General features: G+C 58.9%; 10 protein-coding genes. 3 read left to right on the plus strand and 7 right to left on the minus strand.

The annotated features are described in order from the left end of the window. Positions 1-64: 64 nt before the first annotated feature. Positions 65-790: a hydroxyacylglutathione hydrolase gene (gene gloB, locus KP699_RS08495; protein WP_215762287.1), complete on the plus strand. Its 726-nt coding sequence runs from the start codon at positions 65-67 to the stop codon at positions 788-790. Between the two features lie 131 nt (positions 791-921). Here the strand turns inward: gloB and KP699_RS08500 are convergent, their stop codons facing one another. From KP699_RS08500 to KP699_RS08510, 3 genes are all read right to left on the minus strand, one after another. Further along, complete coding sequence (locus KP699_RS08500) at positions 922-2,232, minus strand: DUF2125 domain-containing protein (RefSeq protein WP_215762288.1); 1,311 nt, start codon at positions 2,230-2,232, stop codon at positions 922-924. Beyond that, positions 2,233-2,922, minus strand: a complete 690-nt coding sequence (locus KP699_RS08505) for a class I SAM-dependent methyltransferase (RefSeq protein ID WP_215762289.1) — start codon at positions 2,920-2,922, stop codon at positions 2,233-2,235. A 408-nt stretch (positions 2,923-3,330) separates the two neighbouring features. After that, positions 3,331-4,083: a 1-acyl-sn-glycerol-3-phosphate acyltransferase gene (locus KP699_RS08510; protein WP_215762290.1), complete on the minus strand. Its 753-nt coding sequence runs from the start codon at positions 4,081-4,083 to the stop codon at positions 3,331-3,333. Positions 4,084-4,258: 175 nt separating this feature from the next. Here KP699_RS08510 and ahcY point away from each other — a divergent pair, with 175 nt between their 5' ends. Together ahcY and KP699_RS08520 are read left to right on the plus strand one after the other, a co-directional pair. Continuing rightward, positions 4,259-5,548, plus strand: a complete 1,290-nt coding sequence (ahcY, locus tag KP699_RS08515) for an adenosylhomocysteinase (RefSeq protein WP_025829164.1) — start codon at positions 4,259-4,261, stop codon at positions 5,546-5,548. A 244-nt stretch (positions 5,549-5,792) separates the two neighbouring features. Continuing rightward, positions 5,793-6,188, plus strand: coding sequence for a DUF3597 domain-containing protein (locus KP699_RS08520; protein WP_077930208.1), 396 nt, complete (start codon positions 5,793-5,795; stop codon positions 6,186-6,188). 178 nt (positions 6,189-6,366) lie between these two features. Here KP699_RS08520 and KP699_RS08525 read toward each other — a convergent pair whose 3' ends face one another. The 4 genes from KP699_RS08525 to KP699_RS08540 form a co-directional block, all read right to left on the minus strand. After that, positions 6,367-7,383: a L,D-transpeptidase gene (locus KP699_RS08525; RefSeq protein WP_215762291.1), complete on the minus strand. Its 1,017-nt coding sequence runs from the start codon at positions 7,381-7,383 to the stop codon at positions 6,367-6,369. A gap of 66 nt (positions 7,384-7,449) precedes the next feature. Further along, positions 7,450-9,198, minus strand: coding sequence for a dihydrolipoyl dehydrogenase (gene lpdA, locus KP699_RS08530; RefSeq protein ID WP_215762292.1), 1,749 nt, complete (start codon positions 9,196-9,198; stop codon positions 7,450-7,452). A gap of 78 nt (positions 9,199-9,276) precedes the next feature. Then, positions 9,277-10,518, minus strand: coding sequence for a 2-oxoglutarate dehydrogenase complex dihydrolipoyllysine-residue succinyltransferase (gene odhB / locus KP699_RS08535; RefSeq protein ID WP_215762293.1), 1,242 nt, complete (start codon positions 10,516-10,518; stop codon positions 9,277-9,279). Between the two features lie 114 nt (positions 10,519-10,632). Continuing rightward, a complete protein-coding gene (locus KP699_RS08540; protein ID WP_215762294.1) occupies positions 10,633-13,527 on the minus strand; it encodes a 2-oxoglutarate dehydrogenase E1 component in 2,895 nt (964 codons plus the stop codon). Positions 13,528-13,599: the final 72 nt, after the last annotated feature.

Consider the following 13,599-nt stretch of genomic DNA (forward strand, 5'->3'; position numbering starts at 1 on the left):
CCAGCCGTACCAGATGTTTCTACAGCCCGCCTCTTTTCAAACGCTCTTCAGGGAGAGTTGCCGCATGTCTCTTCAAACCCGCGCCATTCCGGTTTTGTCAGACAATTATAGCTGGCTCCTGCGGGACACAGCCACCGGCTGCACCGCCATTGTAGACCCCGGAGAAGCCGCCCCGATTGAGGCTGTTCTGGAGGAAACCGGCGGCAGGCTGGATCTTATTCTGCTGACGCATCACCATGCCGACCATGTGGGCGGCACGGATGCCCTCCGCGTCCGCTATAATGCCCGCGTGGCCGGCCCGGCATCGGAACAGACGCGCATGCCTGCGCTGGACATCCCGCTGCATGACAAGGACACACTGGCTGTTGGGCAGTCTGAAGGCCGGGTGCTGGCCGTGCCGGGACATACGCTGGGCCATATCAGCTATTATTTTGCAGACCCGCCAACTCTCTTCTGCGGGGATACACTGTTCAGTCTGGGGTGTGGCCGCCTGTTTGAAGGCACGGCAGAGCAGCTTTTTACAAGCCTCAAGCGCTTTGCCCCGCTGCCGGATGAAACCCTTGTCTGCTGCGGCCATGAATATACTGAAGGCAACTGCGCCTTCGCCCTCCACGCAGAGCCGGACAACGCAGACCTGAAAGCCCGCATTGCTGAAGTCAAACGTCTGCGCGCGGCGGGTCAGGCTACGGTGCCCTCCACTCTTGGAGAAGAACGCGCCACAAACCCGTTCCTGCGCGCCCCGGACGTGCCAACCCTCGCCAGATTACGGCGGGAGAAAGATACATTCTAACGTGCAGGCCGCCACATTGCCTGCTGTGGCGGCACACATAGCCCCCAAGACCCAGACAGGACCTGATGCACTCTTTTCAGAGCCTGAGAGTCGCTACAGGCCCTCGCCCCTCACAATCAGGGTGAACTGGCTCAGGGTGTGCCAGCCCCGGACAGAGATGCCCCATGCAACGTCGCCAGAACAGATAACAGCGGAACCCCTGCGAATTGCACGGCCCCGTCCCTCACCTGCAAGGGCACACTGAGCGGACCTTCCGTGCCGCCCGTGCGCGCCTCAAGCTGATCTGTCAGGCGGGAGAGAAGGGCCATCTGAGCCGGGCTGAGCGTTTTATCCTGCTGCAAGCGCGCCAGAAAAGGTCGCCAGTCGCTCAGGGTCAGCCATGTTTCCCCCAATGGCGCGCCGCCGGGAGCCATGACCAGCCGCCCGGACCATGAAACCCCTAGCCCCCGCCAGCGTCCGGCCAGATGCTGCACCAGAAGCTCCGTATACGCTGCTGGTCCTGCGGACTGAGACGCATCCCCCGGTTGTGGCAGCAGGGCAGCATCGCCCGCAAAAGAACCGGAAGACGCTGAGGGTGCTGAGGGTGCTGAGGGTGCTGAGGGTGCTGAGGGTGCTGAGGGTGCTGAGGGTGTCGCATCCGCGATAGTCCACAAGGCTGCAAGCCTGTCGGCTGGGCCGGGAATGGCGACAGCCCCCTGCACAGCGTCCACAGACTCTGCCCATGGCGCCACCACAGCGCGCTGCGCCGTGAATGAGAGAGCAAGAGCGCTGGCCTGCGTCGTCGCATGGCTATTCCAGACAAGTGTCCCGCTCACGCCGCGCGCCGTAACCGGATGCGCCTCCGCTGCCCCTCTTTGTGGCACCAGATGCAGAAAGTCTGTGCTGAACCGCACGGAACCGGCCTGCGCCGCGCGTAACGGCAGAGAAATTCGGAGCGGTGCGCCATCTGTGCGAAGCAGCAAAGCACTTTGCCGGGCCATTTCGGAGCCTTGGGCTTGCAAAGAGGCAAAAGCCTGCCCCCCCTCCAGCGTGCCCTGCACGGTCAACGGATGCCACAGCGCCAGTTCCAGCGATGCATGACGGACAGCGTAAGACAGACCGACACCGCCAGACACCCCCGCGCACGTCACCCGCACAGCCTCCAGCACAACCCGCGCCCGGAACGGCCAGCCTGCATGTTTTCTGGTCTGAGACACCACCAAACACCCGCCAAACGGCTCTGCATCAGCGTTATGTGCCGCACCAGACTGCGCTGCATCTCCCTTTCGTCCTGCAAGACTGGTCAGACCGGGATCATAACCTGCACGGATGCTGGCACCGCCACCAGTTCCCACATGCGACAGACGCTGTTCCAGAAGCCGGATGCCACCCCACCACAGCGCAGTTTGCACGACCAGACCAGTCGCGCAGCCGCAGCCCAGCCAGAGGGCAACCTTCCGCACTCAGAAGCGCCCCAGTTTGGTATATCCCAGTTTCTGCACCAGCCTTTGCAGAATACGGCGCGGGCGGGTGGCTGGGTGTTTGCGCAAAACAACATCACAATACATGTAGTCCTGAAGCGCAAAAATGACCATTTCCCAGCCGTGACGCAGCATGAATTCATGCGCGGCCTGAATCACGCCATACGGGCCTCCGCCATCCGCCATGATGTAATCATTCAGGATCAGCAGGCCGGTATGGGGTTTCAGCTTGCGTTCACAGATTTCCAGATCCCGCACCACCGCCTGATAATTATGGTCGGCATCGAGATAAATCACGTCCACACCCTTGTCGGGCAGATGTTCCAGCATGACCCCGCTATCACCAGCCAGAACATTTACCTGCCCGCGGGCGATGTCTTCCGCAAAGCGGGATTTATAAAAAGCCTGCTGGGTTTTATGAGCGAACATTTCCGCCGATGACCGCCCCCAGACCTCCGGCAGTTCATGCACATTAAAAATATCCAGCGCGTAAAACAGGCGCGGCTCGCAGATATCCAGAATTTTCTTTGAAAAATCACCCGTCATCACCCCCACTTCCGCAATCACGGCATGCCGGGGCAGGAGTTGCAGAATATCATCCCGGTTTGGCAGAAGCCGGGCATTCCGCAGCAGGAAGGGCGGAAGCTGTGCTGCGGGCATCATCTGAGACATGAAAAACTCTGGTTGAGCGAAGAACAGCACGACCTTACCAGACTTTCATGTCTTCTTGAATACAGGCCTGCACCCCATGTCTCTGCGCCTGAAGACCAGTCAGGTCCGGCAGATTTTTTAGACAAACAGGGATTTCGTCCACATGAACTGCTGCGTAAAGCAGACTGCCGCGCGTAGAATTATGTCGTAAACATGACAGTTTTCACACACGCAGTCATAAAAATTTAAATTTTGAAATGTCTTTATTTTTTAAGGGCTTTCTTGTTTTTCAATAAAAATCACCTGTTCCACCCCATCAGTATTGACGGCAGGCTTTACTGGAATACGGCAGGAAATACTGCGATTTACCTCAGCACACTCCAGACACAGCCCCTCCCATCCACAAAGTTATCCACAGGATTGTCTGACTTATCCCCCAGAGGACACAGCCTGCCCCTCAATTGTCCGGTCCTGTGCTGTAAACGCCTGTTCCAGCCCGCGCCAGCTCGTTTCAATCTCACCCAGCAGAAGCTTTCTGTTCGCCGGAGCCAGCGGCGCGCCTATAGCAACATGCAGCACGCCCGAACGCTTCAGGAAGGCATTCCGCCCCCAGAACTGACCGGAGTTGGTGGCGACCGGCACAACCGGCAGTCTGGCATGTGCTGCCATGGCGGCAATGCCGGGTTTAAGCGGCACATGCTCTCCGGGCATTGTGCGCGTGCCTTCGGGGAAAATGATAATCTGCTTGCCTGCTTCGACCGCCTTTTCAGTCTCCCGCAGCAGGGCGCGCATGGCTTTGGCCCCGGCGGCGCGCTCAATAGGCATCATGCCCGCCAGAATGAGCATCGGCCCAAGCAGCGGAATGCGGCGCAGCTCCCCCTTCATCACATAGGAGGGATACGGCACAAGCAACATCCAGATCAGCGTATCAAACGCGGACTGATGCTGGGAGGCTATCAGCAGCGGACCGCCCCCCGTCTGCGCCAGATTGTCCAGCCCGGTAATCCGCACTTCCACGCCGCAGATATCGCGGAACAGCATGAGCACCAGCCGGCTCCACAGCTTGGCATAAGGCAGCGCCAGCCTTCTGGCGAACCAGCGGATGGGAAAGGCCCCCACCCCCATCAGCAGGGTCAGCACAAAGGCCAGAACATTGAACAGGATGGAGCGAAGCAAAGCCATGAGCGAGCCAGACCAGCGAAATTCAGAAGGATAAACTGCCCTGTGGAGACCAGAAAACAGCCTGTCTTGCAAGCTATGCCACAGCTTTCCACACGAAGGATGCGGGTTACGGCTGGCCTGCCTGCCTCCCACCCTGTATAGAAACCCTCGATTTTGATCAGGAAGCAGGACAATCATGACCGATTACAAGGTTAAAGACCTTTCGCTCGCTGAGTGGGGCCGCAAGGAAATTTCCATTGCCGAAGGCGAAATGCCCGGCCTGATGGCGCTCCGTGAGGAATACGGTGCCAGCCAGCCGCTGAAGGGCGCACGCATTGCGGGCTGCCTGCACATGACCATCCAGACCGCTGTGCTGATTGAAACCCTGACGGCTCTGGGTGCCACGGTGCGCTGGTCTTCCTGCAACATTTTCTCCACGCAGGATCAGGCTGCGGCTGCCATTGCGGCGGCTGGCATCCCCGTGTTCGCATGGAAAGGCCTGACGGAAGACGAATTTAACTGGTGCATTGAGCAGACCATTCAGGGCCCGGATGGCTGGACCCCGAACATGATTCTGGATGATGGCGGTGACCTCACCGTTATGATGCATGACAAGTTCCCGGAACTGCTGAAGAACGTGAAGGGCCTGTCTGAAGAAACGACAACAGGTGTGCATCGCCTGTGGGAAATGCAGAAAAAAGGCACGCTGAAGGTTCCGGCCATCAACGTGAATGACAGCGTTACCAAGTCCAAGTTCGACAACCTGTACGGCTGCCGTGAAAGCCTTGTGGACGCCATCCGCCGTGGTACGGACGTGATGATGGCCGGTAAGGTTGCCGTGGTGGCTGGCTATGGTGACGTGGGCAAAGGCTCTGCTGCCTCCCTGCGCAACGCAGGCTGCCGCGTGCTGGTGACGGAAGTTGACCCGATCTGCGCCCTTCAGGCCGCCATGGAAGGCTATGAAGTCGTCACCATGGAAGAAGCTGCTCCCCGTGGCGACATCTTCGTGACGGCAACCGGCAACGTGGACGTCATCACGCTGGACCACATGCGCGCCATGAAACACCGCGCGATTGTCTGCAACATCGGCCACTTCGACTCTGAAATTCAGATCGGTGCCCTGCGCAACTTCACGTGGGACAACATCAAGCCGCAGGTGGACGAGGTTGTGTTCCCCGATGGCAAGCGCCTGATCATCCTGTCCGAAGGCCGTCTGGTGAACCTTGGCAACGCCACAGGCCACCCGTCCTTCGTGATGTCCGCCTCCTTCACCAACCAGACGCTGGCCCAGATCGAACTGTGGACTGCGCCGGAAGGTAAGTACGAAGCCAAAGTCTACACCCTGCCCAAAAAGCTGGATGAAAAAGTGGCCTTCCTGCACCTTGCCAAGGTTGGCGCGCATCTGAGCAAAATGTCTCAGAAGCAGGCTGACTATATCGACGTGCCGGTCAACGGCCCGTTCAAGCACGAAGAATACCGCTACTAAAACGACCCCGGAGCAGACCGGCGGCCCTCAGCTTTTCTGGCTGGCCGCTGTGTCTCCTCCGCCCCGCATGGCCCTGCTCTGCCTATCTGGCAGGCAGGGAATGCTCCCCCAATATGCAAAACCTTCATCATCATTCTTTGCAACCATCCCTATTGGTGTATTGTTTGTAAGAAGATGGTTCAGCCCGCCAGCACACTTCCCGTGTGTGCGGCTGGACATTGTCTGCTGCAAAAGGACTTTTGAAATGAGCATTTTCGGCACAATTCTTTCCTCCATTTTCCATCACGCCAATGCGGCTACGCCGTCCGCCGCTCCGGCTGGCGCTCCCGCCACGCAGGCTGCTGCTCCGGCAACCCCGGCAGATGCCGCTGCCGCCGCTCCGGCTGCTCCGGTGGATATTGATGCCGTCCTGACGGGTCTGGCTGCCCAGAACGGCCAGAACCTGAACTGGAAAGAGTCCATTGTGGACCTGCTGAAGCTGCTGGGTCTGGACAGCTCTCTGGATGCCCGCAAGAAGCTGGCAGCAGAACTGGGCTACACGGGCAGCACGGATGATTCCGCAGCCATGAACATCTGGCTGATCAAGGAAGTGCGCGCCAAACTGGCTGCCAACGGCGGCAAGGTTCCGGCTGGTCTGTAAGCCTTACAGTCCGGATGGAAACAAAAGGGGCGTGCGGGGGAAACCTCGCACGCCCCTTTTTTATAAAGCGTTCATAAAGAGCATTTTTTTAAGTGCCCTTTTGGGCGCATCCGCTCCTGTATGTGCCTCCATCTGGCAGCCTGTCAGTCAGATCTGACGGACAGCGTCACACCCTCCCTCAGCTATGCGTCTGCTGCGCCGGATGCCGGGCCGGGGCTTTGTTCTCGCTGATCGTCACCTGAGCCAGATCAGGCCTGCTGGCGCTATCCACCACAATCACGGCTGAGCCTGCCAGCGGGGTCGCCACCCGGTCAGGCCGCAGAAGAGCACGGAAGCGGTTATCAATCACCGCCATCTGCTCGTCTTCCACATCAATCAGACCATGCTTGTCGATAAACACATTCAGGGATGATGGGATACGGATACAGCCTTCAGACGCCACATGGCCCAGACGGCTTTCCAGATAGACAGGGTCCGTTGCGTGCATTTCCAGCCGGATCTGCCCTTTTTCACGCGGGACAGGCAGCCAGCCTTTTTCAGCCCATTGCCAGCCGAAATCCCACACGCGCATGCCTTTGGTGCCGTTCCCCATAATGCCGTTCTCGTTTTTGGTACCCAGCGCCCGGTAGCCGAGAATATCCGCCGTGTTGATAAACACGCCGGTTGGGGTGATGTAATAGAACTTGCGGCCGGTTGTCCCCGTGGAGACTTTGGTGCTGCCAATCACCTGCCAGTCTGACTGGCCCGGCAGGGCCAGCATCAGGCACATACGCTGCACGGCGGGGTTGCGGTCTACCACCAGCACAACCTGCGGGCGATCCAGTGGAAAAGACGCCTGCTGAATCTGCTCCTTCGCCAAAGCACTCCAGGCCGCTTTCTGGGCGGAGGACACTTTGAGCGCCACCGGCACTTCATGCCGGAAGGCGCTGTTCAGCCGGGTGGCTTCCGCGCGGGCGTCTTCTTCATTCAGAACAGGGATTTCCGGCAGGGGTGGTGCTTCTTTCAGCACCGGTTCCGCCGGAGTGAGCGGAGGGGACGGAGCCCCTTCCTGATCAGCCTGTACGGGCTGACCACCCGCCTGCCCGACTGGCGGTGCAGAAACAGCCTGAGCAGCCCCCGTAGCACACGCAAGTCCCGGCACAAGGAGCAAACTGCCGGCAATAAAAAGGAGTGTCGGACCCTTTGCCCCTGACATACCACGTCTCTCCTGCCCTAATTAGCAGGAGAGATTATGGCACCCCTTCCCGCAGGAGGGAAATTGTCAAATATTGATGGACCGGTTGTCCGCACCCAGAGCCGCTTCCTTCACGGCTTCGCTCAGCGTCGGGTGAGCATGGCATACACGACCGATATCCTCGGCAGACGCACCAAATTCAATGGCCATCGTCGCTTCGGCAATCAGTTCACCCGCGCACGGACCAATAATGTGCACGCCCAGAACGCGGTCTGTTTTCTCACAGGCCAGCACTTTAACGAATCCGTCCGTCATGCCCAGCGCCCGCGCACGGCCATTGGCCATGAAGGGGAATTTGCCGGTCTTGTAGGTCGTGCCTTTTTCCTTAAGCTGCTCTTCCGTAAAGCCGACGGACGCCACTTCCGGCCATGTGTAGATCACGCCCGGAATGGCGTCATAATTCACATGCCCGGCCTGCCCGGCCAGAATTTCAGCCAGAGCCACACCTTCTTCTTCTGCTTTGTGTGCCAGCATCGGTCCGGCAATCACGTCGCCAATGGCGTAAATGCCCGGAACATTGGTGGCAAAATGCGCGTCCGTTACAACGCGGCCGCGTTTGTCCAGTTCAATGCCAGCCTCTTCCAGCCCCATGCCCTTGCTGGCAGCCGTGCGGCCAACAGCCAGCAGCACAATGTCTGCCTCCAGCGTTTCCACCGCGCCACCAGCAGCGGGTTCAACGCTCAGCACGACGCCTTTTTTGGTTTTTTCGGCTTTGGTCACCTTATGGCCCAGCTTGAGCTTGAAGCCCTGTTTGACCAGCAGTTTCTGGAACTGGGACGCGACCTCATTATCCGTGCCCGGCACCAGACGGTTCAGATACTCAATCACCGTGACCTCAGCGCCAAGACGCTGCCACACGCTGCCCAGTTCCAGACCAATCACGCCACCGCCGATCACCACCAGACGCTTCGGCACTTCAGAAAGCTCCAGCGCGCCGGTTGAGGTCACGATGGTTTTTTCATCCACCTCAATGCCGGGCAGGTTTGCACTGTCACTGCCGCTGGCGATGATGATGTGTTTTGCCGTGACCGGCTTGCCGTCAACCGTAAGGCGGCCCGTACCTTCGACCTTGCCGTGGCCTTTCAGCCAGGTGATGCCGTTTTTCTTGAAGAGGTATTCAACCCCTTTCACATTGGCGCCTACAATCTCGGCCTTGCGGGCCTGCATGCGGGCCAGATCCAGCTTCACGCTGTCAATCACCACACCATGCGCTGCAAAATCATGGCCTGCGGCGTGGTAGTTTTCAGAAGACTGCAACAGCGCCTTGGACGGAATACAACCCACATTCAGACAGGTGCCGCCCAGTGTGGCGCGTTTTTCCACGCAGGCTACCTTAAAGCCAAGCTGTGCGGCGCGAATGGCGCACACATAGCCACCGGGGCCAGCGCCAATCACCACAACATCATAGTCTGTCTGCGCCGGAGCTTCTGCCTGCGGTGCGGCGCCAGCCGGTTTTGCCGCAGCCGGGGCCGCAGCAGGTTTTTCAGCTTTATCCGCCGGAGCAGACTTGGCCTGTGCCGGGGCGGATGCCCCGGCAGCGCCCTGCTCCAGTGTGGCCAGCACGGCCCCTACAGCCACTTCATCCCCTTCCGCAACCGCGTGCGCCGCCAGCCGACCATCTGCCGGAGCAGGCACTTCCACGCTCACTTTATCGGTTTCCAGCTCAACAATCGGCTCGTCCGCTTTCACAGCGTCGCCCGGCTGCTTGAGCCATTTCCCGATAGTAGCGGTGGTGACACTTTCTCCAAGGGACGGAACCTTGATTTCAATCGGCATGGCTTTGCTCTCGTTTACGTTCAGGGTCAGAAAAAGAAAAAGGCTGGCTGAGGTTTTTTCAGCCAGCCCCCATCACTCTCAGACGTCAATCAGAAGACGGCGGGGGTCTTCCACATTCTGCTTGATGCGGACAAGGAAGCTGACAGCCTCTTTGCCGTCCACAATGCGATGATCATAAGACAGCGCAATATACATCATCGGGCGGATAACCACCTGACCATTCACGGCCACCGGACGTTCCTGAATGGAGTGCATGCCCAGAATACCGGACTGCGGCGCATTCAGAATGGGCGTGGACAGCAGGGAGCCGTAAATCCCGCCATTGGTGATGGAGAAGGTGCCGCCAGCCAGATCATCAATCTTGAGCGTGCCTTCCCGCGCGGCTTTACCAAAGCCTGCAATGGTTTTTTCAATTTCCGCATAGTTCAGCGTGTCGGCATTTTTGATCACCGGCACGACCAGCCCGTTGGGGCCACCCACGGCAATCCCGAGATTGACGAAGTCGCGATAAATCACGTCATCGCCGTCAATTTCAGCGTTAATCGCCGGGAATTCCTTCAGTGCGGCAATCACAGCGCGGGAGAAGATGGACATAAAGCCCAGCTTCACACCATGCTTTTTCACAAATGCGTCCTGATATTCCTTCCGCAGCGCCATAGCTTCGGACAGATCAACCTCGTTAAAGGTCGTCAGGATGGCAGCGGTATTCTGCGCGTCTTTCAGGCGGCGGGCGATGGTGCGGCGCAGGCGCGTCATCTTCACGCGTTCTTCACGCGGGTCATCATTACGGGCAGGTTTGGGGGCGGCAGGGGCCTGAGCCACCGGTGGCTGGGACAGGAAGCCCAGAACATCGCCTTTGGTAATCCGGCCATCTTTCCCCGTGCCAGAACCAACCTGTTCTGCGCTCAGGCCGTTTTCCGCCATGATTTTGCGGGCTGCAGGCAGGGCAGCCGCAGCATCGACGGACGGCGCAGCCGCCGGAGCCGCTTTGGCAGCAGGGGCAGGAGCAGCCGGAGCTGCGGCAGGGGCTTCTTTCTTTTCAGCCGGGGCTGCCTTGGTCGCCGGTTTTGCAGCACCAGCGCCACCGGGCTCCAGTGTGGTCAGCAGGGCGCCAACTTCCACTTCATCCCCCACCTTGGCCACTTCCGCGCCCAGCACACCCGCCTGCGGTGCCGGAACTTCCACGCTCACCTTGTCGGTTTCAAGCTCAACAATCGGCTCATCAGCGGCCACGGTATCTCCGGCTTTTTTCAGCCATTTTGCCACCGTGGCGGTTGTTACGCTTTCACCCAGTGTCGGCACCTTGATTTCGACTGACATCCTATATCCCCATTTCCTTCAAACACTCCCCGGCAGAAACGTCTCTTTTTGCAGATCTGCCGGGCTGTCATGCCTGCCATTTCCGGGCAGGCGGTCTTTTCAGATGGTCTGTTTTCAGTCCGTTTTCTTCAAACCCAAGGCCCTTTCCACAAGGTTCGCCTGCTCTGCCGCATGGATGCGCGCCAGACCTGTTGCCGGGCTGGCAGCCGCGGCACGGCCCACATAACGCGGGCGACCCGCCTTATGCTGCGCGGCCTGAAGCGCATTTTCAATCCGGCGATCAACAAAATGCCACGCCCCACCATTTTCCGTTTCTTCCTGGCACCAGATCACCTCGGCTTCAGGATAACGCTTCAGCTCGGCGGCAAGGGCTGCTTCCGGGAACGGGTAGAGTTGTTCCAGACGCAGGATGGCAACGTCCTTCAGCGTGTTTTCCCGGCGTGCGGGCAGCAGATCATAATAGACCTTGCCAGAGCAGATCACGACGCGCCTGATCTGCGCATCAGCCACCAGACCATCGTCCTGCGGGTCATTCACATCCGCCAGCACCGGCTGGAAGCGTGTCCCCGGCCCGAAGTCGGACAGGGCGGAAATGGCCAGCTTGTGGCGGAGCAGAGATTTCGGCTCCATCACAATCAGCGGTTTACGGTAATCCAGCTTCAACTGGCGGCGCAGCGCATGGAAGTAGTTGGCCGGGGTTGTGATGTTGCACACAAACATATTGTCTTCAGCGCAAAGCTGGAGATACCGCTCAAGCCGTGCGGAAGAATGTTCCGGCCCCTGCCCTTCGTACCCATGCGGCAGCAGCATGACCAGACCGGACATACGCAGCCATTTGGTTTCACCCGAGGCAATAAACTGGTCGATAATCACCTGTGCACAGTTGGCAAAGTCACCAAACTGCGCTTCCCACAGCACCAGCGTTTTGGGGTTGCGCAGGGAGTAGCCATACTCAAAACCCAGCACGCCATATTCTGAAAGGAATGAGTTCCAGATTTCAATTTTGGCCTGCTCACCGTCAATATGGTTCAGCGGTGTGAAGGGGGTCTGGTTGGTCTGGTCGATCAGTGTTGCATGACGCTGGCTGAACGTGCCGCGCTGGCAATCTTCACCAGACAGACGCACACGGTGTTTTTCCAGCAGCAGAGAGCCAAAGCCCAGAGCCTCACCCGTCGCCCAGTCAAACCCTTCCCCGGAGGAGAACATCCCGGCTTTTGCCTTAAGCTGACGTGCGATTTTGGAATTGAGGTCAAAATCACCCGGAACCTGCGTGATAGCAGAACCGATTTTCTGGAGCGTTTCAACCGCCACACCCGTTTCCGGATAAGCAGATTCCACTTTACCAGTTGTGGGGGCAATCAGTCCGGCCCAGCCGCCTTCAAGCCAGTCCGCCTTGTTCACCTTATAGGATTGTGCGGCCTTGTAGTCTTCATCCAGTTTCTGGAAGAAGGCATCCCACTGGCTCTTCACATCCTCATCTGTCACAACACCAGCCTGCACAAGGCGTTTTGCATAAAGCGTATGCGGCGTTTCATGCTCGGCAATGGCTTTATACATCACGGGCTGCGTGAAGGCAGGTTCATCCGTTTCATTGTGCCCGTGGCGACGGTAGCAGACGATATCCAGCACGATGTCACTGGCAAAAGCCTGCCGGTAATCCTGCGCCAGACGAGAGACGTAGATCACCGCCTCGGCATCATCACCGTTGACATGCAGGACCGGGGCTTCAATCGCTTTAGCAACGTCCGTGCCGTAAATGCCGGAATGGCCGTTTTTCGGGTCCGTCGTGAAGCCGACCTGATTGTTCACCACCATATGGATGGTGCCGCCCGTGCGGTAACCGGGAAGCTGGGACATAGAGAGTGTTTCATACACCACCCCTTGCCCCGCAAACGCGGCATCACCGTGGATGACAATACCCATATGGCTCCCGCGGGTTTCCGTATCCCCGCTATCATCCTGAATGGCGCGCACCTTGCCGCACACCACAGGGTCCACTGCTTCCAGATGGGACGGGTTAGGTTGCAGGGAGATATGCACGGACTTGCCGCCCACTTCCACATCCGTGGAGGAGCCGAGATGGTATTTCACATCCCCTGAACCCGCCACATCATCCGGCTTGAAAGATCCACCGGCAAATTCATTGAAGATCGCCACATAGGGTTTGCGGACCACGTTCACCAGCGTGTTCAGACGCCCGCGATGCGCCATGCCGATGGTAACAGAAGTGACGCCCTGTGCAGCGGCCTGATCAATAATGGCGTGCAGGGAGGGAATGGAAATTTCCCCGCCCTCAAGGCCAAAGCGCTTCGCGCCGACGTAGCGTTTCTGGCAGAAAGATTCAAAACCTTCGGCTTCCGTTAGGTTTTTCAGGATGGCTTTCTGCTCATCCACCGTCACGGTCTGGCGCCACTGGTCGCCTTCCAGACGGTTGCGGAGCCAGTCGCGCTGTTCGGCATTGCGGGCATACACATATTCCGCGCCGATTGTGTCGCAATAGACGGCCCGGAGCGCCTCCACCACTTCACTGACTTTAGCCGTGGTGCGGCCTTTCAGAAGCGGAGCCATGAGGGAACCGATATAAACTTCGCGGCCCAGATCTTTCTGCGCGAAACCGTAGGTCGCGGGGTCCAGTTCCGGTGTGGTGTGCGGCACGCGCAGGCCCAGCGGGTCCAGCCGGGCTTCCTGATGCCCGTAAACGCGGAAGGCACGAATCAGCCGGGCAATGGCCAGACTGTCCGTTGCGGCCAGTCCGCCTGCGGCACTCCCTGCTCCGCCTTTGGCCGGAGCAGCAGGCTCTTCCCCCGTGATGATGGACGGGCGTGGCGCCCAGGAGGCCCCCACCGCGTCTTTCAGCACTGCGGCTTCATCATCATCCAGAGAGCCAAAAAGCGTATCGAATGAGGGGTCAACGCTTTTGGGGTCCTGCGCCCAGCGGGCATACAGGTCCGCCAGATACGCGATATTTGCTCCGTTGAGCGCGGTTGTCAGCACGTCTGAAGCTGCCATGATCAGAGTCCTCCCTGCTGCCGGGCAAGCCCGTTCTGGCAGCCAGCGGTTGTGTTAGTCCCGAACGTAAGC

The organism is Acetobacter sp. P1H12_c (assembly GCF_018811975.1).
Taxonomy (GTDB): domain Bacteria; phylum Pseudomonadota; class Alphaproteobacteria; order Acetobacterales; family Acetobacteraceae; genus Acetobacter; species Acetobacter persici.

What these genes read in the sequence shown, in the direction of transcription:
- gloB (WP_215762287.1), top strand. Translation starts at nt 65, where the DNA reads ATGTCTCTTCAAACCCGCGCCATTCCGGTTTTGTCAGACAATTATAGC.
- KP699_RS08505 (WP_215762289.1), bottom strand. Translation starts at nt 2,922, where the DNA reads ATGTCTCAGATGATGCCCGCAGCACAGCTTCCGCCCTTCCTGCTGCGG.
- KP699_RS08510 (WP_215762290.1), bottom strand. Translation starts at nt 4,083, where the DNA reads ATGGCTTTGCTTCGCTCCATCCTGTTCAATGTTCTGGCCTTTGTGCTG.
- ahcY (WP_025829164.1), top strand. Translation starts at nt 4,259, where the DNA reads ATGACCGATTACAAGGTTAAAGACCTTTCGCTCGCTGAGTGGGGCCGC.
- KP699_RS08520 (WP_077930208.1), top strand. Translation starts at nt 5,793, where the DNA reads ATGAGCATTTTCGGCACAATTCTTTCCTCCATTTTCCATCACGCCAAT.
- KP699_RS08525 (WP_215762291.1), bottom strand. Translation starts at nt 7,383, where the DNA reads ATGTCAGGGGCAAAGGGTCCGACACTCCTTTTTATTGCCGGCAGTTTG.
- lpdA (WP_215762292.1), bottom strand. Translation starts at nt 9,198, where the DNA reads ATGCCGATTGAAATCAAGGTTCCGTCCCTTGGAGAAAGTGTCACCACC.
- odhB (WP_215762293.1), bottom strand. Translation starts at nt 10,518, where the DNA reads ATGTCAGTCGAAATCAAGGTGCCGACACTGGGTGAAAGCGTAACAACC.
- KP699_RS08540 (WP_215762294.1), bottom strand. Translation starts at nt 13,527, where the DNA reads ATGGCAGCTTCAGACGTGCTGACAACCGCGCTCAACGGAGCAAATATC.